Raw genomic sequence first — 18695 nt, 5'->3', positions numbered from 1 at the left:
GTCCTTCTATTTCCTGTGCGCGTCGGTGCGAATCTGCATCCCAGTTACGGGTGAAACCAGACGGCTGACAACAATCGGCTCATCAAGAGCCTCTTCGGCAGTAACCAGAACCTCATCAATGCGTCGCCACAGAACCTTTACCGGACGTATATCCAACCGCCCTTCTGCGGATATCAGCCACAGCAGGTCACCTTCACGCAGTGCTGCACGAGGTACCACATACACATCGGGAAATTCACCAGCATTCAACTGCACCTTTACATAGCTACCGAGGAGTATTTTCCCTCCCAGATTTCCCTGTATTTCTTTATCAAGGTTAAAGGGATCTGGAATTTCAATCAGCAGTCTGGCCATACGACTCTTGGGATCAAGATCTGGCAGAAGCTTAAAAATTGTGCCCTCACGCAGGGTCGGTTTCCCTCCGTATCCTTTGTCGAGCACAATTTGAGCAGCACTGCCTTTCCCTCCCTGCCCGTCCGGAAACTGCAATCTATCAAGGAGAGAGAGAGGCACCGAGGCCTGAACCCAAAACTGATCCGTGGAGACTAGGGCTGCAATCACTGTCTGCCTGCCAACAAACTGTCCTGTCTCAACGGACTCTTTAAGGATCAGACCATTAAAAGGGGCACGAATGGTAGTCCGTTTCTCTGCAAGCTTTGCTGCAGCAAGACGACTCTCAGCGGCCTCAAGGCGGGCATGACTGTTTCTCAAGTGTGGCTCACGCAGCGCCAGATGCTTACTAACCTTATCTCCCAAAAGCTCCTGCTCGAGGATGCTCCATTCCTCACGGGCAATGATCTGTCTCCCCTCTTCGACCTCAAGTTCATAACGAGCCGTGGCCAGTTCCGCTTCGCGCTCGCTCACCTGCAGACGGTAGTCGAGGGGATCAATCTGAATCAGCATTTCCCCCTCAGCAACAATCCCACCTGGAACAAGCTCAGTATTCTGTTCAATAATGCGCCCTTCCACCTCAGTCTGCAATTCCACTTCCCGAGCCGGAATCACTAAACCAGCGGCCTCAAACACCACGGCCTCATTCGTCGGCTGAACTAGTATGGTTCTCACCATTGGAACAGGGCGCTCGGGTTTACTCTTTTTCGTCTGCGGTTTATTCGCGTATAACCAGAATGACACTGCTACCGCCAGAATCAAAACAAGGAACGAGAGAAAGGTTTTCATAGGAGATTTTTTGAGTTATCAATTAGTAGAGCATCGCGATCAGAACCCAGGACATCAGTGCCCAGAGCCCTGTAGAGAAGAAGCCGGTAGGAAATTTTTTCCTGCTTGCGCTGCAGGATATTAATTTCCAGTTTTTGAAATGAGACTAACGCTGTAAGAACAGGGATATAATCCGTCATTCCCTGGATATATCGACTCCTGCTTTCGCGCAGCGTTGCCTTTGAGATCATCAGCTGTTCCGCAAGAGCAGTGAGTAACTGTTCATGCTTTCGTTCCTGCCAGAGACTGTTCTCCACCTCCTCGATGGCCACTAGATATCTCTGGGAATAACGGGCTGTTTTTTCTTCCACCATCGCCTTCTTTTTCTCCACTTCACTCTTTTTCCCTCCCCAGTCAACAATTGTCGCCAGGGCATCTGCAAAGAGAGCAGTGATAAAGTCGCCACTGATAAATGCTGCAGACCCTCCAATTTTCAAAGCAGGCAGACGATCAGCCACAGCCTCGGCCACCCGGTAATCCGCGGCAACCAGTTCTCTCTGCAACTGTCTGAGATCGGGCCTGTTTTGCAGCAGATCGGCGGGGATCCCAAGCATCGGCAGGGCGGGAATTTCAGGAAAGGTTTGACGAAACACCAGGGGAGTTGATTCCGGAGGTTGTCCAAGAAGCACATGAAGCCTGTTCTGAAGAATAATATTTCGTGCTTCACTGACGGGGAGTTCTGCCTTGACAGCGGCAAGAAGCTGTTTCTGCTGGTAAACATCGACAAGAGAGACCAGGCCATTTGCAAAGCGAAGCCTTATCACATTAAGAGAAATTGTATTAGCCTCTATCTGACGTTGCAGCAACTGCTGGTAAAGATACTGCACAACAAGCTGGAAGTAAGTATCTGCCACCTCGACACTGAGGAGCAGAGCCAGTCCCTGAAGCTCGTCTTCGGCAGCAAAGGTTTCAAAGGATGTTGCCTGTGCAACTGAAGAAAGTCGACCCCAGAGATCCACTTCCCAGGACAGATCCAGCTCTATTCTGTTACTGTCAGTTCGAGTATTCTCCGCTTCCCACTCCGATTCCGCCCGAACCCGGCCATCCAGCGTTGGATAAAGCTGAGAACCGGCCTGATTTTGAATGGAACGCGCCTGTTTCAGTCTTGCAAAGCCTTCCTGGAGGGTAAAATTATTCGCCAGGGCCTGTTCTATATAGGCGTCAAGAAGTGGATCATCAAACACCTGCCACCATTTAGTCGGGAGCTTCTCAAGGGCTTGGTGGTGGCTGATGGTATAGGATGGTTCGGCAACAACAGATGGCTGGACATCGTCCTGAACAATATGGCTGCAAGCTGAGAAAGAGACAAGACTCAGCAGACAAAAAAGAAAACAATGGGCTTGCGATAACAAATGTCCAGTGCTCATGAGTGGTACAGTCCTATCTTAGAGTAGATACGTTCAGGAGATGCTGACAGTACAGATATTAGCCTAAATATTCAAGACAAAGTAAGCTGATATCATCATTTACAGAAGAACCGTGGGAAAATTTTTCCAGCCCTTGAGCGATGGCTGAAGAATAGCAACCAAGAGGGAGATCTTTCTGTTGCTTCACCAGTAATTTCATCCCTTCCACACCGAACATCTCTCCCACCGCATTTTCAAGTTCAATAATACCATCGGTATAAAAAAAGAGTCTGTCTCCAGGAGTAAGTTGCCCTGAATCCGCTTCCCGCCGAGGGGCGAACTCACCCAGACCAATTATCGGTCCACCGGCTTCTAAAAAAACAACCTCTCCATTTTTTTTCTGCAGCAGAATAGGAGGATGTCCGGCACTGCTGTAGCTGTATGACCCATCACGCAGATCAAGAACCATATACGATATGGTAAAATAACGATCAAAACGTTCAATCGGAAAGAGCCTGTCAAGCCGTTCAAGTACCTGTAGCGGGCTTTGTATGGTCGAGCACTTATCCTCTGTGAACAAGGAACAGATAACATTCCCACTCTGCGACATGGCCTGGGAAACCAGCGTTGCAATCATCGCAGCGGGTACTCCATGGCCGCAGACATCGACTATGTATATCCCGACAGAATGATCATCAAGAGCAAAAACATTGAAGATATCGCCCCCGATACGCTCACAGGGAGTAAAGACGTATTCTACCTGAAGGCGATCGGTGAACGGAATACGTTCCGGCAGCAATGCCCGTTGAATTGCTGCTGCTGCCATCAGATCCTGCTCAACAACATTCTGTCTCTCCTGGAGCTTCTTATTGCTCTTTTGGAGAGAGGCTGTCAGGTGTTTAATACCGAGTTGTGAGCGTATTCTGGCAAGAACTTCTCCCCTGTGAAAGGGTTTGGTTATATAATCGATGGCACCCAGATCAAAACAGTGAATTTTCGTTTCAGAAAGATCAAGAGAAGAAACCATTATGATAGGTACGTCTCTGGTTTGCAGGTCCTCCTGCAGGGACTTACACACCGCAAAGCCATCCATTTCCGGCATTACGATATCAAGCAAAATAAGGTCGAAAGGATGCTGCCTTACCAGTTCCAGCGCTTCCTTGCCTCCGATAGCAGTGACAACACCATAACCAGCATTTCGCACAATTGATGCCAAAAGCTCTCTATTGACCGGGTTGTCATCAACAACAAGAATCCTGCTATCTGTAAAATCCGCTATTGCTGTCACATCACTCATTGAACCAGACCTGTTAACATTGAAAGATCCCTCTCTGGTAAGCCAAGCCCCATTCCTTTACCGAAACGATAACGAAGCGCTACAGCAACCTGCCACTGGGTAAAATCAGCCACATTATTAATTGAAGCATCTCCACCGATAAACCATCCATTTGATAGCGGCAGAATACCACGAACCCGCGCATCCAGACCCAGCCCGGTGTCACTTTCCCCGGCGTATGTTCCAAGCAGATCATCCCAGCCAGGATCTTCTGCGCCAACGTTGACAGCACCAAGCCTGGCGTAACGGGGTGCGTCGTCGGTTTTACGATAATTAAGGCCTGCAGAACAGGAGGCCTCCAGCCAATAATTGGTGGCTACTGATGTCACTAAGCGAAAAAATGGTCCGGCAATAATTTGTTGCTCAGGGCTGTAATAGCCTCCATGCCCAAAGGTATAAAAATTAGAGTTACGCTCAAAGCCGCGAGCGAAGAGAAAGAGTCCGGTTGACTGTTCAAAATCATCCCAGTCCTCGGTATACCCGCCACTCAGCGATACAGTCAAAGAAGTGTTTTGTTCCACACGCTCCCCATTATACCAGCCATACTGTCCTTCTACGGCCAGCCACCAGTCATTGAGAGAAATCGTTTTATGTCCACCAAGCTTTGTCTCTACTACCCTCCCCCACGCCTGTCCACTGTACGGATCCGTTTGACCAAGCCATGAAAGCATGGACTCCTTGACGGAATCCCTTTCCAAGGCAAAGCCCCAATCGGAGCCACTGCCCTGCAACCTACCGACAAGAGTCGGAGAAATAACTCCATTGAGGGGTGTACTACCAATCCCAATATCCCAGTCCAGCTCCCCTTCAATCTGCAAACCACCGCGCCATCCCAAGGCAAAAGCATCTTCCTCCCACAGCTCTGGCCGAACCTGTGATTGATCGGGCGAGCGAAATGCACTTCCAACCTGAACGTCTGCCGCCAGGGATCCAGAATCAATGGACAGAGGGAAGATAGCAATCGACCAGGTTTTTCCGGAATGACTGGAAAACGTTTGTCTCGCAACAAGGGTTGCCGCATTGAGACTGGAGGTACCCTCATCTCCCCCCTTGCTGCGAAAGTGAAACAAGCTATCAAGTGCTGGCGCAGCACTTCCAGCATAGGGTCCCGGCCCCTGATAAATCTGGTCCGCCAGTACCGGATGGTTCTGCCGAAAAGCGTACTCTCCAGCTACTTTCCGTACCTCTGCTTTCTCTGATTCTGCAAAACGTGCCATCACCTCTTTTGTAAACTCAGGATCCTCTATAACTCCAAGCACATGAGAAAGTGATATTGCCGTATCGGCCGCCTCATCCTGTTCATACTGCTGCCAGAGAAACTCCACTAATGGCTTGCTCTCCCCCAGATGAAAGCGACTCCAGAGGAGCATCTGCTCAAGGTCCACGTTCTCTGGCCGCTGGATCAGAGCCAGCTCCAGGTGCACGACTGCTTTCTCATAGTCTTTGCTCAGATAAAAATTTCCCCCCAGAGTTGCATGAAGATCATAGCGGAGTTGATTGAGGAGTTCACTTTTCCTGTCGGAATGCTGATCGAGCAGGTACAGGGCTTCAGCTGATTCACCTTTTTTCTGCAGAGTGTAAGCAAGGCCGAGCAGTGTATCATCCGTTGGATTATTGCGCAGCAGAGTAGAGAAAATATCTCCGGCACAAGCATACTCTCCTCGCTGATAACAGGACCAGGCTGCCATTGAAGCCGCTTCAGGATTGTTCGGATCCAACTCGTAGAGTGCCTGGACAAAAGAATCGTAGACTGGATCCTTCGGCTCAAGCTGCTCCAATCTCTGCCACGTGGTTTCCTTGAGCAAGCGCTTCCAGGTCGACTCCGATACTGTTCCATCGAATGGAATCGATACCGCTGTAAACAGCTCGTTATTACTCATTACCTGCAACTGTTCACGGAGAACCCGTTCCTGCCAGTGATGATCCTCCGGCAAACATTTCCTCAAATCTGCGAAGATATTCTTTGCCAGGTAAGGACTGTCCTTCATAAAAAGGGTAGCCAGACGAAAAAACTGTTCCTGCTGCCGACACTCTTCAAGGACGGGTCTGTATTGCTGGAGAAAATTCCTCACTTCATCCTGCCTGCTGCCTTCATTCAATGCCACCAGAGCGTCTTGAAACTGGGCAAAAACAATTCGCTCCCGCCACTCTTTCTGGTCGGCCGGGGAGAGCTTCGGAAGTAATTCCTGAAGAGCTTCAATATCTCCCCGATCAAAGAGAAGTGCAGCCAGAACCGGGGCTGTCGATTCAAGTTGCTCACCCCGGGCAACGAAATGTTGCAGCAGAGGCAGAGCGGAATCTGTTTCACCGAGTTTCAGATAGCTATACATCAGGCCATATTCAGCATTACGGCGATTTTCAACGTTTTTCGAAATAACTGCCTGTAAAAAGAACTTTTTTGCCTGAGCATAGTTCTCCAGCCCATATTCCTGCCAGCCATAGGCCAGGACAGCTGCCAACGGATCTGCAGCTGCCTCCTGTGTATCCTCTGATGAAGGAGAAGGTAAACTGCGCAGAAACTGCTGCGGGGTTCTGGATACTCTGGCCGGACTCTGTTCAACAGATTCCCTGACTACAGTTCTGTTTGTGGACTTCAGGACGGATTGCTGCTCTTTCTGGTACACAACAGCTGCCTGATTATGTACTTTTTTTTCAGAGAGTGGGGTCTGAGCCATTCCCGTAGCGGGAAGCAGGTAACTCCAGCAGAGTCCTGCAATTACAAAAGAGATTCCACTCAGACAACTCATGGAATCCTCCGGGTACTGGCCAGAAGATAGAGAACCTGTGAATAATAATCCCCCCTTCCTGCTGGATTTTTTGTTCAGCCTGCAGCCACAAGGTTTTCGCCAGTTTTTTTCTATCCAGTTGCCTGGCACAGTTTGCAGCTATCGCGACGAATCCTCCAGGGGCATCCTGCTCACTGAAGCTGTCGGTATTCAAGTCAACAGTTACTGGAAACCTGCCACTGGATTCGATCAAATCCACTAACATCTTTGTCCCTGGAAGGCTGACGGGGAAATCATCCCAACAGGTCCAGAGAAACACTCGAATGGCCTCATAGCCAAAAAGAGGTGGTTTTTCGGCAAGAAGCGTAACACCATCCTCACTCAGAAAAAGCCAGTCTGCAGGAAGTTGCCAGCTGCCAAAGGACGTCTCTTTCAATAATGAAAGGCTCTCATCATACACCCGCTGCCAGAGAACCCTGTCCCCGTATCTGCCAAACACCTTGAAGGCAGGAAGAACCAGATAGGAAGGATTGACTGTCACCGTATCGGTATGCGCAAATCCATAATACCCTGGAAGAAGCAGCGTCTTGCCAAATTTTTCCAGCAACAGATAGCTCCGAATACTTGACAGTATCCTGCTCGCTTCATCCTGCAGAGTCGGCAGGTTCCATTTCTCCCTGGCCAGCAAAAGTGCCCATGCGATGCAGATATCCCCATCACTGGCATTGTTAAAATCGATGGGTGCCATCGCTCCGTTGGGTAATTTTCCCCAGCTCCAGGCGCTGAGAGCATCCGTCTTTCTTACCTGAAGATGACCTTTCGTCCACTGCCAGAGCAGAGAAAATGTTTTACGATCGTCAAATGCTACTGCCAGGAGCATACTGTAGCCCTGTCCTTCGGAATGACTGATGCCTTGTTGATGACGATCAATCACCCGTCCCTCGGCGGTGATAAATTCTTCCTTAAAACCTGCCCACGTGCCCGGTTCCGCAGCGCAAACTGGACGCAGGCAACAGAGAAAGAGTAACATGGGCAGAAAGACAGTGAGTCTGCAACAGAACATTATTCCTCTTCCATGTTCATCGCCTGTAGTCGATTGCGACGTCGTCTTTTCAAAAGAATCGTTAAGCCCAGGGATATAAAAGCCAGCAGACCGGTAAGAAGCGCAATAAAAGACCAACGGTACTTGTCTATAAGATAGCTTATGCGGTTGTAGGCTGTTATCTCGCCTACGGAATAGGATGGAATCAGGTCAGCCTGCTGCACCACCGGTTTTCTACCATCAAAATCGATGACAACAAAGCCGTTATCACATTGCTGAGCCACCTCATTTTCCTGCAGCAGCAGGGAGGCCTGAAGGACATCATCAGGATCTTCAGCAATGAGCAGTACCACGCTCTTCATGGGACTGAATGGTGACTCGAACTCACAGAGGACAGCCTGTTGCGGTCTGAATCGAATATCAGTCCCCAGAGTAGCTATATCAGGTGCAATGGTGCCAGGTTCAGGCACTTCATCAAACAGCATTTGCCACAACCTGTCCTTCCAATCTACAACACGCAGAGTTCCAGGTAACCTGCCATGAACAGGCAGTGTAATATTCTTTGCCAGTGGAGAGGCATGGAGAATATTTTCACCTAAACCTTCCCGTGAACCAATGACCAGAAGATTGTTGGCCTCACTTTCTGATACTGCATCGGTAACTGTCAGGCCATAGGGTAACACCCCTGTCTTCTGAACTATTCCTGCAATAACATTGAGCGCTGCTGCCAGAATTCTTTCATCTCTCTGTGCCAGTACTACACTGGTTTGCGAGAAATCCGGAGCAGCGGTAAGAGGAAAGCCATCATTAAAGAGATAACTGAGCTGGGGCAGCTTGACCCACTGGAACATTTCTGGCACCTGAATTGTTGAGCTCTCAAAAAGTGTCAAGGCCAGATGGTCGGTTTGCAGCGCCTCACAGGCTGTCGTATGCAGCGGTGTCATGACGGCATCAAGCTGAAAGACATTACTGCCAGGTCTAAAATAGCTGAGAGGCAAACGAACGGTATACCCCTGATACTGCCCCCCCGTCGGCGAGCTGAGAGGAATTGAAGAGACAAACTTTCCATTTACCGCCAGGGAGAATACAGAATCTTCACGCAGAGCAGCTCCATAGGAAAAATCCAGGCGAAGGAGAATATCCCGATTCCCCTCAAGTAAAAAATTTGTGGGCAGGGTAAATTGGACCGACACTGGATCGGTGTGCTGTCCACGAAATGTTGTCGTCGCCAACCCAAGCTCTCGGAAGGTATAGCGTTTTTCAGGAGCAAGCCTGTTTTTCCCCGAATAGGAAGAAATCGGGGGTAACCGAACCTCAGTGATATCACAGAACTGCACATTTGGCAGTGGCAGGGAAAGAATGGAAAAAGCTTCAACACTTTGTCGAATTTCCTCAGCATCCCCTCCCCCCAGATAGATCAGTCCATGTAAACGATCTATGGTACCATCCCCCTCTGGCATGGGAAATATTCCCATATCTCCTTGAACGGTCTCACTTCCTGTAATTTTTTGGAGAAATGAACGCTTACCAATAACGATGTTATCTCTCCCCGGCAACAACGCCTGCCCAGTGGAAAACTGTACAGGACGATAATCAAAACGCAGGGCAACGGCAGCAGCAGTTAAGGCTGCCAGGGATACATCTCTGTTTTCGGTGGTTTCCGTCACAATATGGACTTTATTCTTCTCGCTTATTTTCGGATCAAAGAGGAAATCTGCAACGGATGCCAGGCTCAAAGGTACTTCTTTTCGGGTATAGAAAAATTCAAGGGTTGAATCAATAAACTCTAGAGTTGTCCACACCTCAGGCGGGTTTGAGGGAATACAACCATCCTCTTTAAACGCCTGTGCCACTTGAATCTTCAAGTCGTTATAGCCTACCTTAAAGAGACGGCCAGGTATGGCTACGGTAATAAGCCCTTCTGGAGCGTCTGCTTCCAGAGTCACCTGGGCCAGGGGATAGTCGTTAAAAAGGATAACCAGACGGGAACGGGTGGGCAAAAGGGCCGTTGAGTTGACATAAGCAAGCTCCAGGCTTGCATCCTCAACCTGCCAGCGCTTTGGTGTTGCAATTTTAAGACTATAGCTATCGTCGCTATTGGTGAGTTTTACAATTCCCGGTGCGTTAAACTTGGTTAGAGGAATCCTGAGCTGCTCCTGGCAGTACGCAGGAACGGTCCTGAGCAACAGGACAGACAAAAGGCTCCCGGCTAATAGGAACAACCAGAACGTTTTGTTTTTTTTGCAACAAACCTGCTCCATATCTTCTCCTGATATATATGTAATTTTTTCCAAAAAATTCGAGCCAACCCTATGAAGTGGTGATACGTTCCCGTAAAACCAAGTTTCAGAACAAAGAAGAACCCGGCAACAATGGGTACCTTGTGCTGACGCCCTTTCCATAACTTCTCCCACCTGTCACTTTCACCATACAGATAGTTAGTGATAGCAAGAAAACTTTCCTCATCTTCAAATTGATACTGGCAACCCAGCTGGACCCCATTCCCATGTTTCATTATCCTGACAACTTCGGCAGTAAACAAAAAGTGCCTTCCAGCACTGTTTTCGGTCTCGATCTCTATCATCGCCCCTTCGGACACTAATCTCTTTCCATCCAGGATAATTCCCATGCCTTCTTCTGAAAGATCCGTGGCCAGACCGTTCAGCCAACCGTCCTGTCCGCTATCTTGAACCCTCAGACGAATCGGTTCCTTCACGGGCATACGGTATTTTTTCCTGATCTGTCTTCTTTCCCATACCACCCCGAGACAGAGGAGCAAAAGAAGAAAATTAAAAGTGCCCCAGACAGTACAGATAATAATGGAACCAAGAAACTGTGGATTAGTGACGGCCCTATACATGGCAACCGGATACATGGCGGCAAAAAGCCCAAGCATTATGTAAAAGGGAGTCGCCAGCGGGCTGACCGAATCCTCGGCAAGGCTGGTGTCCTTTGGAGTTACCTTAAACTGAGGAGAACGGGGATTACGCAAAACACTCAAAATTGCCGGGACATTATAAAAACTCATGGCAGTTTCATAGAGCTCTGAAAAGAACGGATGCCGCACTGCACCGTACATGAAATTTGTCACAATCATGGACAAAATCATGTACGGGATGGGATAGGCCAGACACTGTAACAGGGTTGCATGATATATCTGCAGATCTCCATAAAGATAAAAAAACGGGGCCAGCATAAACATCAGCCTGGAAAAACTGAAAAACCAGAATCCGGCAGAGTTCAGATAACAAAGTCGCTGAATCAGACTGAGTCCACGGGCAAAAAGAGGATTCTTAAGCAACAAAATCTGAGCCATCCCCTGAGCCCATCTGTTTCGCTGAATTATAAAGTCCTCAAAAGTTTCTGGACAGAGTCCGCAAACCATTGGTTTGCCAACATAGACAGAATTGTACCCCCGACCATGCATGGTCAAAGCAGTTTCCGCATCTTCGGTGATGGTTTCCCCTACGATACCTCCAACTTCATCGAGACAGCTTCTGCGGAGCACAGCGGCAGAACCGCAAAAAAACGCCGCATTCCATAAATCAAGTCCGGGAAGTACCTTCCCGTAAAACATCACATTATCTCCCGGAATCTTATTGAAGGTATCGAGATTCTTTTCCACCGGGTCAGGGTTAATAAAGAAATGCGGAGTCTGTACCAGAAACAGCTTCGGATCTTTCAAAAAGTAGCCAACCGTATTCTGAAGAAAATCCCTTGTGGGCACGTGATCACAGTCCAGAACCAGGACTAGATCTCCACTGGGATGTTGCTGACCATCGTCGCTTGTGTAGAGCGCGGCATTAATATTTCCTGCCTTTGCAGATATATTTTCCTCTCTGGTCAGGTAATTCACTTCAAGATATTCAGCCAGCACCTTGAGGGTTTCGTGACGAACGAGGGCAGCGGCGGCACTTTTCGGGTCAGCAGCATTACGTTTCTGAGTTGTTCCTCCATCATCGAGAATATAAATGTTGAGTTTTTCCCGAGGATAATCAAAAAGCGTACAGGCACTGGCGGTAATGGCAACCATCTGTTCCGGCTCATTGTAGGTGGGAATAAGGACATCGACAACGGGGAGATCGGGATCACTAAGTTCAATGGATTGCACTGCCGGTCGATACAGAGGCATTACATTGATGATCATCCCCATCACCTGAATAAACATACCGTAGATTTCCGCCGCAAAAAGAACCAGAATAAAGAAAAACTCCAGAGTTGAGGTGTAAAGCAGGGTCGAACTCAGACGAAAAAAGAAATATCGGCTCAGCAGAAACAGAGTGCAGAAGGAAATAAGGATACCAAAAAAGACAGAAAAATGATGGGCCACCTTCCGTAAAACAAGAACCAGAAAGATCAGTCCCCAGGCGAAAAAAAACTGCTCTTTGGTGGTAAGGCGGGTGATAACTCCTGAGAGGAATAGAGGAGTGGTCAGCAGCAGACAACCAATAACAACAGGAGCTAACCAGTTTTTTTGAGAAAAGAACCCGTTAACGTTCATGATTTGGGCAGATACTTCATCATGGTCAGTATATTAGAATTTTCATACACCTCGTACTCCACGGTATCCATAACAGAAGCTATAATATAGAGTCCCATGGAAGACTCCGGCAACCTGTCAATCGCACTCCCCGGATCAACGGGACAACAGGCAGGGAACGCAAAAGCGTCTGCAGATTTACCGTTATCAATTATGGTGAAAATAATCCTGTCAGCCAATCCCTGCGCATGAAGCTCGATCACACAGTCGGGACAATTATCATAGGCGTGACCAACAATATTATGTGTAACCTCAACCGTTGCCAACTCAATCTGATAACTTTGAACCTCATCAAATCCCATATGAAGACAAAATGAATACACGGCCCTGCCAATAAGGCGAGAGTCCTCCTTTTCGCTTGGAATAATCAGTTGTAAATAGTGACTTTCAGGAGAACTCATCTGGATTCAGTTATTGTTTTTATTGCTTCCTGACTATCGGGAAAAACGAGAAAAACTCTATCCATTCGAGTCAACTGCAGGAGGCTCATTATCTTGTCATTGACACTGCAAAGGCCCAGTTCTCCATTTCCGTTATCGGCCTGTCGCAACCATTTAAAACTTTTAATTACAACACCAAGGGCCGTACTGTCCATAAAGTCAACATGGCCAAAATCGAGGATTATCTGTATATTACCGGCAGCTATCCACTCCTTCATAACAACAATAAAGTCGGGGGCACAGGTGGCATCAAAACGTTCTTCAAGTATGGTTGCAATAAGGACCGAACCATTTGTTCTGCTTTCTATTTTCATGATTACAAGGGAATTAAAAAAAATTACGCCGCTCTTATTTCGAAAACGGTTTTTTCTCGTTTTACAGGGGTCAGCGTATCATCTGAGCAAGCAATATACAAACAGTATTATCGGATGCTTTGCCGGATTCCGGCAGGAAAAATCCAATCCATAAAGCAAGTTTGAAGGAGATTTTTTTGTGGCAAACACCGGCAGGGGACCCTGATATCTCAAGAAGTGCTGAAAGCACCGCATAGCAGAAAGTATGTAAAGCCAATAAGAGTAATAAATAGAATCGTAAAAAATCAGATAAATTTGACGTATCAGACAGCCCGGATTTCACTATTCCCACCCCAGACTGCATTTTTTAACCTGATTACCACTGCTCCTCAGCCTACCCGCCTGAGGAGCAGTGGTTTCGTGTTGATTATATGAGCATCTGCGGCCTGGACGGCCGCAGCAGAGCCCCCAGGGATGGGTTTATAGTGTCCCATATAATCGACACGGGACAGCTCCGGGTTGCAAAACTGAGTTTCGATGGTAATCAGTTTTTTTAAGACGATTAATGACGTCGTCCGCCGCCACCACCAGAATGCATGCATGCCATAGCTTGGTCTGCTGTGACGGTTTGATTTCTGGGTTGCCTGTTAGTGATTCAACCTGAGGTTGATAGATCGTAACTGTACCAGACGAAACGCTGACTTCCTCTGGCCAGTTACCCAGCTCATCAGAATAGAGCTTAGGGACAACCAGCAGAGACAGCAGCAGAATGAAAAAAAATGAACGAAATATCATCAATCCACATACTCTGCAATCTCTTCATACTTCAACTTTATTCTATGAATCAAAGCATCATTACGATGCATACGGCGAATGGAGCGAATGATAAGATACAGCCCTAAGCCAACCAGAAAAGAAAGTAATATGGCCAATGGTATAAGAAAAGAGAGTACATCTATAGCTTCATAATACTTCGATGTGGCAATCAGTAAGCTCAAGACTGACAGTGGAAGAGCCAGGACTGCAATCCCTGTACGCATCAGAGCAAGAGAGGTTCGTTTCTCAGCAAGAAGAAGCTGTATATCGGTGACTGCAGCCGCAACATCATGTTTATTGTCTTCTGACATATACTTGTTGAACACTCCTTAAAGCTGGTGATTCTCTGGCAATGCGCAGGTATTGCATTGAAGCCGATTCAACCATCTTCTTCTAGGCAGAAGACGATAGCACGAATCAGTTATCTATAACAAAACAGTGTAAACAATACCAATAACGGGTACTGTTCTTTTTATTAAAAGTCCAATTCTTTTGTCACCTTTTTGCTGTTATATGCTGTAAGGGACGGATAGAATGAACTGTACTCTTCTATATTGACAAAACAAATTTGTTTAATATATATGTTAAGGGAAGACGGGAAGGAATACCAACTGGCACATATGGGGAAATAAACTTGAAGCCAACACCTAAAAAACAAGAGAAGACAACCAGAAAGAACTATCACTGCCCCAAACTGAAAGTCTTCGGCTCAGTAAAAGAGCTTACCCGAATGAACAAAGGTGGTCCGCCAAGAGACAATGGCGAACATCCATACCACGCATCCTGAGCTGTCACCACTTTTTGCTATCAATCAGATAGACAAACATCCCAACCATCTGTTCAACATAAGCGGTCGTAGATTTATGTAAGAAGAGACTGCTCCCTGAACGCCTCCCGCCAGTCTGGGTATTTTGGATCTTTCAATGTACGGTTTGAGCCCTGGAACAGCTTTCCATTCATCCACCCACTGTGTCCCTGGTAATTCCAACAAGGACTGCTGTAACATGCCTAAAGGGGTTTTGGGACGTTCTATCACTTCGCCCGGCAATTTCCCTTTCATGGAACAACGCAAAACATGTTTATTGAAAAGCCAGGGAATTGCTGGAAGAGAGAGTACAAACTCAACCATTCGTATATCGAGATAGGGATCTCGCTTTTCAGGCGGTGGAAATTCGTTCTTCATTACACTATCATCGCTACACCAATCCATGGTCAACAACGACTCATGGAGCAGAGACGCCCTGGAACGAAGCTCAAACAGCCGCCCGGAAGAAGCCCATCTTTCCGCCCAAACATCCTTCAAGCACATTTTCTCTTCAAATTCACTCTTTATCCACGATGGATAGGGATAAGGGGCAGATCCGCCGCTCCCATTTATGGGCCAGATATTTCGAAATTTGTTGAGCAAACCGGTTCCCAGACCCGGAAATTTCCCATATCGTTTCCGCAATTGAATACTATCATATACAATTTTAAATGGATTACCTGCTGCTCTTAAGGAAGCCAGACTGGCCGGATAGCTGAGAAGATTATCAGCCGCAGCACCTGTTAGCACAACCCGCCCGAGAAGACTCTCCTGACGCATAATATCCATCCAGAGTGACGGTTGGTCAATTTCAAGAGGGCGTGTTGTATTGATAGCCTCACCAAGGAAAGGATACAGATCACCATCAATATAATGAATTGACAACCCAAGTCTTCTAGCTACAAGACCAGCAAAATAATGTTCCCGACACGGATGAACAGTATTGTAAACAACAGTAACGGGGCTGATATGGAAGGGGTGGTTATCCTCATTCTGAATTTCACAGAGCATGGCTGCAATAGAGGATGAGTCCATACCACCGCTCATTGCAAGGACCACACGATCGGTGCGAATTCTATCACAAACAGCCTTTTTAAAAACTTCACGAAAATGCTCTCTGTAATCATTTTCGTTTCGATAACGAAGTAGTGGTATATTGGCAGGAATATCCCAATATTTTTTCCTGACCATAAATCCGTCACTGCTGAGGACAAGAGAGTGCGCTGGCAAGAGAGATTTGACATCAGCATAAACGGTCAGCTCTTTATCCAGCCAGGTGTGGTCACCAAAGAGAAGAAATCCTGCCATAGCCCCTTCATCAAGGGTTTTGGAAACAGCGGGGTGTTGCTGTATGCAGTAGAGACTGTTGCTGATTATCAGGGATTCTCTGATTTGGGAATAATACAGCTGACGCATACCAAACTGGTCACGGGCACAAAAGACTTTTTTTCGCCCTTTGTCCCAGATTACAAAGGAAAAATCCCCAAGAAGATAATCAAGACATCTTTCTCCCCAGGCACGATATGCATAAAGGATGAGGTCAGAATCCGGAATCTGATCCAGCCTGAGTTCCGATTGCAGGCCAAGCTTATTGAGCAAGTCGGAACGAGCATCAATGCGCGCAGTTCCAGTAATCCAGAACTCACCATCAAGACTGGAAGGCTGAAACTCATAGTGTGATTCAAATGTTGTGCCATACAGCGCATGACCGAACCCTACATGTCCCTCCGACCAAACTTTCTGCCTGTCTGTTCCTCGAAAATGCAGAGCATCGGTTAACCATTTCAAGATTTCGCAATCAACGGGCGCACCGTTCGTGTTAATAATGGCAACAAAACCACTCATAGAGTTTCTAGCCCTTAAAATCCTTGCGGATCACATCAACAAGATTTGATATCCCATGGAGATCATCACGCATCCGAATTGTTCTTACAGTAACTTTTGAAGCAAGCTGGCTGAGGAAAAAAAATTCTTTTTTTCTCATGTCAGAATCCAGTACCTCATTGCGATAGGTGTTTGCAGCCAGGAGAGGCACAGCAGAAATTGGTTTTACGGGCATTATTTGGGAAACAGCGGCGTCACTCTTCTTCCAATCCAGAAAATAAACAACGTGCAGGGGTATGGAAAGGTGGTGAAATGAATAGGGAGCGGAACCAACGTCAAGATAGCACTTACTCCAGTGTGGTGAAAGAGCGGGTAAATCGTCGGGTAATTGAGTGATGCCCTTAAAAGATCTTGGATAAAGACGTAGACGGGAATATCCCGGGAGTGCCTGCGGGCTTCCCTGTTCAAACTGCAACGGCAAGATATCATCACTTAATATGGGAAATCCAGCCGCTGCAAATGCTGCAGCCAGGGTAGATTTCCCACTGCCCGACGGCCCTGTGATAGCCAGCGCTCGTCCTTCTATAACAACCCCACTTGCATGCAAACATGTAACACCCTGCAGTCGCAGCATAAAGCCAAGAATCGGACCCACCAGAAAAAGGGTAGCATCCATAAGGGTCAAAGGATCCTGCCACCTTCCCCATACACTCGTTGCCAGTTTATCACAAACAAACTGTACCCCAACCGCATAGGAAAAATGATAATATTGGCCATCAGCCAGAGTATTTACAACAAGACGGGGTGGATCACCCTCTATATATCCCGGTTCAGCATAATACCTTTGCGGCATGGAGTGGTGGAAAAGCCGTTCTATCTCGCCCGGAAAGTCCCCCATTGTAGCGGTTACATCAATTTTCTCACCTGCTGCCTTGCAAGATTGAAGTCCGGAGAGCTCTACATTACTCTCAAGCAGCAGACCATAGACGCAATAATTCATTGAATTATTCAACCATTCTGCAGGAATGGGACAAGAAAAGGTTTGTGCTCCTGGATTTCATCCATTGTGAGACCACTCATTTCGTAAGGAAAAACCAGCCAGTCCTCCGTTCGATGCTGGTAGAAATCCGGATCTATCTCAGATTCCCTGAAAGAAGGTCTATCCCAGAGAGTGGCAATCTTGACCTCCCTGGGCATATTGCGTTTCAGATGACGGCTCAACCGGTTTATGACTGCTTCTATACTTTTACCGGTGCTGAAGACATCGTCTACCAGCAGCAGCGCATCGTCAGCGTTGAGGTTTTCAAGAAGATACTGGGTACCGTGAACCCTTATCTCAGCATTAGCCGCTGCGACCGCCTCCTGATAAGAGGGCTGGCCGCGATAGGATGTACGAAGTGAGATATGATTTGTCTCCACCCCCAGCGTCTGCAGACATTCCTGAACATAAATGGCAACGGAACTGCCTCCCCGCCACAGTCCCACGATAAACGTGGGCCGAAAGCCGCTTTCAAAAACCTGCACTCCCAGTTTGAAGGAATCGAGAATCAGGGTTTCTTCATCAAGAAAAATTTTGTTCATACATTCGCCCTTGGATAATACTCTCCAGAAAAAGTTCGTTATTACACAGTAGAATCATGGCTTTTAAGATACCCTTTTTAGAACATTACTTGTATAAAATAGATATTTACAGTGGTTACAGGATGAATGAGCCTTCGATAAGAAAACTTTAAGGTTAGCAATGGATAAAGTCTACCTCACCGCCCAGGGTCTGCTGGAAGATTCCTTTAAGCTTGGTCGTCAGATCCTTGATAGTGGCTTTCGGCCCACGTTTATCATCGCCGTATGGCGTGGCGGGGTCCCCATAGGTATCGCCGTTCAGGAGTTTCTGGCTTTTCACGGCATAGTATCTGACAATATCGCAATCCGTACCTCCTCCTACAGTGGGATTGACAATAAAACACGTGAAATAAAGCTGTTTGGACTCAACTATCTGGTAAAAAACCTTCAACACAGCGATCGGCTCTTGATTGTAGACGATGTCTTTGACACGGGCCGCTCGGTTGAAGCCATTATCAATGAATTACAACGCAGATTACGCTTAAACACTCCTGAAGATATCCGCATTGCCGTACCCTATTACAAGCCATCTCGTAATCAGACAGGCAAGGCACCGGATTATACTGTACACGAAACCGCAGACTGGCTTAAATACCCTCATTCACTGGAAGGTTTGAGCGCGGATGAGATACGGGAAAATCGACCTGCTATTTATGAAATCATGAAAAATTATTTACCTAAAAGCTGAA

15 protein-coding genes are annotated in these 18695 nt (G+C 47.3%); 1 reads left to right on the top strand and 14 read right to left on the bottom strand.

Annotation, left to right across the window (positions count from 1 at the left end; all coding sequences use genetic code 11):
- Positions 1-6 precede the first annotated feature (6 nt).
- The 14 genes from UWK_RS06775 to UWK_RS06705 form a co-directional block, all read right to left on the bottom strand.
- Positions 7-1179: an efflux RND transporter periplasmic adaptor subunit gene (locus tag UWK_RS06775; RefSeq protein ID WP_015403614.1), complete on the bottom strand. Its 1173-nt coding sequence runs from the start codon at positions 1177-1179 to the stop codon at positions 7-9.
- Positions 1176-2585, bottom strand: coding sequence for an efflux transporter outer membrane subunit (locus UWK_RS06770; protein WP_015403613.1), 1410 nt, complete (start codon positions 2583-2585; stop codon positions 1176-1178). The genes UWK_RS06775 and UWK_RS06770 overlap by 4 nt, the downstream gene beginning before the upstream one ends.
- A gap of 58 nt (positions 2586-2643) precedes the next feature.
- Complete coding sequence (locus tag UWK_RS06765) at positions 2644-3861, bottom strand: PP2C family protein-serine/threonine phosphatase (RefSeq protein WP_015403612.1); 1218 nt, start codon at positions 3859-3861, stop codon at positions 2644-2646.
- Complete coding sequence (locus tag UWK_RS06760) at positions 3858-6647, bottom strand: cellulose synthase subunit BcsC-related outer membrane protein (RefSeq protein WP_083907228.1); 2790 nt, start codon at positions 6645-6647, stop codon at positions 3858-3860. The genes UWK_RS06765 and UWK_RS06760 overlap by 4 nt, the downstream gene beginning before the upstream one ends.
- The gene (locus tag UWK_RS06755) at positions 6553-7689 is read right to left on the bottom strand and encodes a glycosyl hydrolase family 8 (protein WP_015403610.1); all 1137 of its coding nucleotides are present in this window, start codon (positions 7687-7689) and stop codon (positions 6553-6555) included. Before UWK_RS06755 ends, UWK_RS06760 begins: the two co-directional genes overlap by 95 nt.
- Entirely contained in the window at positions 7689-9929 is a 2241-nt protein-coding gene (locus UWK_RS06750) for a cellulose biosynthesis cyclic di-GMP-binding regulatory protein BcsB (protein WP_015403609.1), read from the bottom strand. The genes UWK_RS06755 and UWK_RS06750 overlap by 1 nt, the downstream gene beginning before the upstream one ends.
- Complete coding sequence (gene bcsA, locus UWK_RS06745; protein ID WP_015403608.1) at positions 9878-12169, bottom strand: UDP-forming cellulose synthase catalytic subunit; 2292 nt, start codon at positions 12167-12169, stop codon at positions 9878-9880. Before bcsA ends, UWK_RS06750 begins: the two co-directional genes overlap by 52 nt.
- Positions 12166-12609 (bottom strand): ATP-binding protein, encoded by a 444-nt coding sequence (locus tag UWK_RS06740; RefSeq protein ID WP_015403607.1) that lies wholly within the window; start codon positions 12607-12609, stop codon positions 12166-12168. Before UWK_RS06740 ends, bcsA begins: the two co-directional genes overlap by 4 nt.
- On the bottom strand, positions 12606-12962 hold the full coding sequence (locus tag UWK_RS06735) for an STAS domain-containing protein (protein WP_015403606.1): 357 nt from the start codon (positions 12960-12962) through the stop codon (positions 12606-12608). The genes UWK_RS06740 and UWK_RS06735 overlap by 4 nt, the downstream gene beginning before the upstream one ends.
- A 368-nt stretch (positions 12963-13330) precedes the next feature.
- Positions 13331-13543, bottom strand: coding sequence for a hypothetical protein (locus tag UWK_RS18930; RefSeq protein WP_083907225.1), 213 nt, complete (start codon positions 13541-13543; stop codon positions 13331-13333).
- Between the two features lie 192 nt (positions 13544-13735).
- Complete coding sequence (locus UWK_RS06720; protein ID WP_015403604.1) at positions 13736-14068, bottom strand: hypothetical protein; 333 nt, start codon at positions 14066-14068, stop codon at positions 13736-13738.
- A gap of 500 nt (positions 14069-14568) precedes the next feature.
- Positions 14569-16407 (bottom strand): asparagine synthase-related protein, encoded by a 1839-nt coding sequence (locus UWK_RS06715; protein WP_015403603.1) that lies wholly within the window; start codon positions 16405-16407, stop codon positions 14569-14571.
- Between the two features lie 7 nt (positions 16408-16414).
- Positions 16415-17386, bottom strand: a complete 972-nt coding sequence (locus UWK_RS06710) for a hypothetical protein (RefSeq protein WP_015403602.1) — start codon at positions 17384-17386, stop codon at positions 16415-16417.
- Between the two features lie 8 nt (positions 17387-17394).
- A complete protein-coding gene (locus UWK_RS06705) occupies positions 17395-17967 on the bottom strand; it encodes a phosphoribosyltransferase (RefSeq protein WP_015403601.1) in 573 nt (190 codons plus the stop codon).
- Positions 17968-18127: 160 nt separating this feature from the next.
- Here UWK_RS06705 and UWK_RS06700 point away from each other — a divergent pair, with 160 nt between their 5' ends.
- Positions 18128-18694 (top strand): phosphoribosyltransferase, encoded by a 567-nt coding sequence (locus UWK_RS06700; protein WP_015403600.1) that lies wholly within the window; start codon positions 18128-18130, stop codon positions 18692-18694.
- Position 18695 lies beyond the last annotated feature (1 nt).

It is taken from the genome of Desulfocapsa sulfexigens DSM 10523 (genome assembly GCF_000341395.1).
GTDB classification, from domain to species: Bacteria; Desulfobacterota; Desulfobulbia; order Desulfobulbales; family Desulfocapsaceae; genus Desulfocapsa; species Desulfocapsa sulfexigens.
Note: the sequence above shows the minus strand (reverse complement) of the source record. Positions and strands in the feature narration are given on the sequence as shown.

Coding starts and splice junctions, on each gene's coding strand:
- UWK_RS06775 (WP_015403614.1), bottom strand. CDS start 1,179: ATGAAAACCTTTCTCTCGTTCCTTGTTTTGATTCTGGCGGTAGCAGTG.
- UWK_RS06770 (WP_015403613.1), bottom strand. CDS start 2,585: ATGAGCACTGGACATTTGTTATCGCAAGCCCATTGTTTTCTTTTTTGT.
- UWK_RS06765 (WP_015403612.1), bottom strand. CDS start 3,861: ATGAGTGATGTGACAGCAATAGCGGATTTTACAGATAGCAGGATTCTT.
- UWK_RS06760 (WP_083907228.1), bottom strand. CDS start 6,647: ATGAGTTGTCTGAGTGGAATCTCTTTTGTAATTGCAGGACTCTGCTGG.
- UWK_RS06755 (WP_015403610.1), bottom strand. CDS start 7,689: ATGTTCTGTTGCAGACTCACTGTCTTTCTGCCCATGTTACTCTTTCTC.
- UWK_RS06750 (WP_015403609.1), bottom strand. CDS start 9,929: ATGGAGCAGGTTTGTTGCAAAAAAAACAAAACGTTCTGGTTGTTCCTA.
- bcsA (WP_015403608.1), bottom strand. CDS start 12,169: ATGAACGTTAACGGGTTCTTTTCTCAAAAAAACTGGTTAGCTCCTGTT.
- UWK_RS06740 (WP_015403607.1), bottom strand. CDS start 12,609: ATGAGTTCTCCTGAAAGTCACTATTTACAACTGATTATTCCAAGCGAA.
- UWK_RS06735 (WP_015403606.1), bottom strand. CDS start 12,962: ATGAAAATAGAAAGCAGAACAAATGGTTCGGTCCTTATTGCAACCATA.
- UWK_RS18930 (WP_083907225.1), bottom strand. CDS start 13,543: ATGCATGCATTCTGGTGGTGGCGGCGGACGACGTCATTAATCGTCTTA.
- UWK_RS06720 (WP_015403604.1), bottom strand. CDS start 14,068: ATGTCAGAAGACAATAAACATGATGTTGCGGCTGCAGTCACCGATATA.
- UWK_RS06715 (WP_015403603.1), bottom strand. CDS start 16,407: ATGAGTGGTTTTGTTGCCATTATTAACACGAACGGTGCGCCCGTTGAT.
- UWK_RS06710 (WP_015403602.1), bottom strand. CDS start 17,386: ATGAATTATTGCGTCTATGGTCTGCTGCTTGAGAGTAATGTAGAGCTC.
- UWK_RS06705 (WP_015403601.1), bottom strand. CDS start 17,967: ATGAACAAAATTTTTCTTGATGAAGAAACCCTGATTCTCGATTCCTTC.
- UWK_RS06700 (WP_015403600.1), top strand. CDS start 18,128: ATGGATAAAGTCTACCTCACCGCCCAGGGTCTGCTGGAAGATTCCTTT.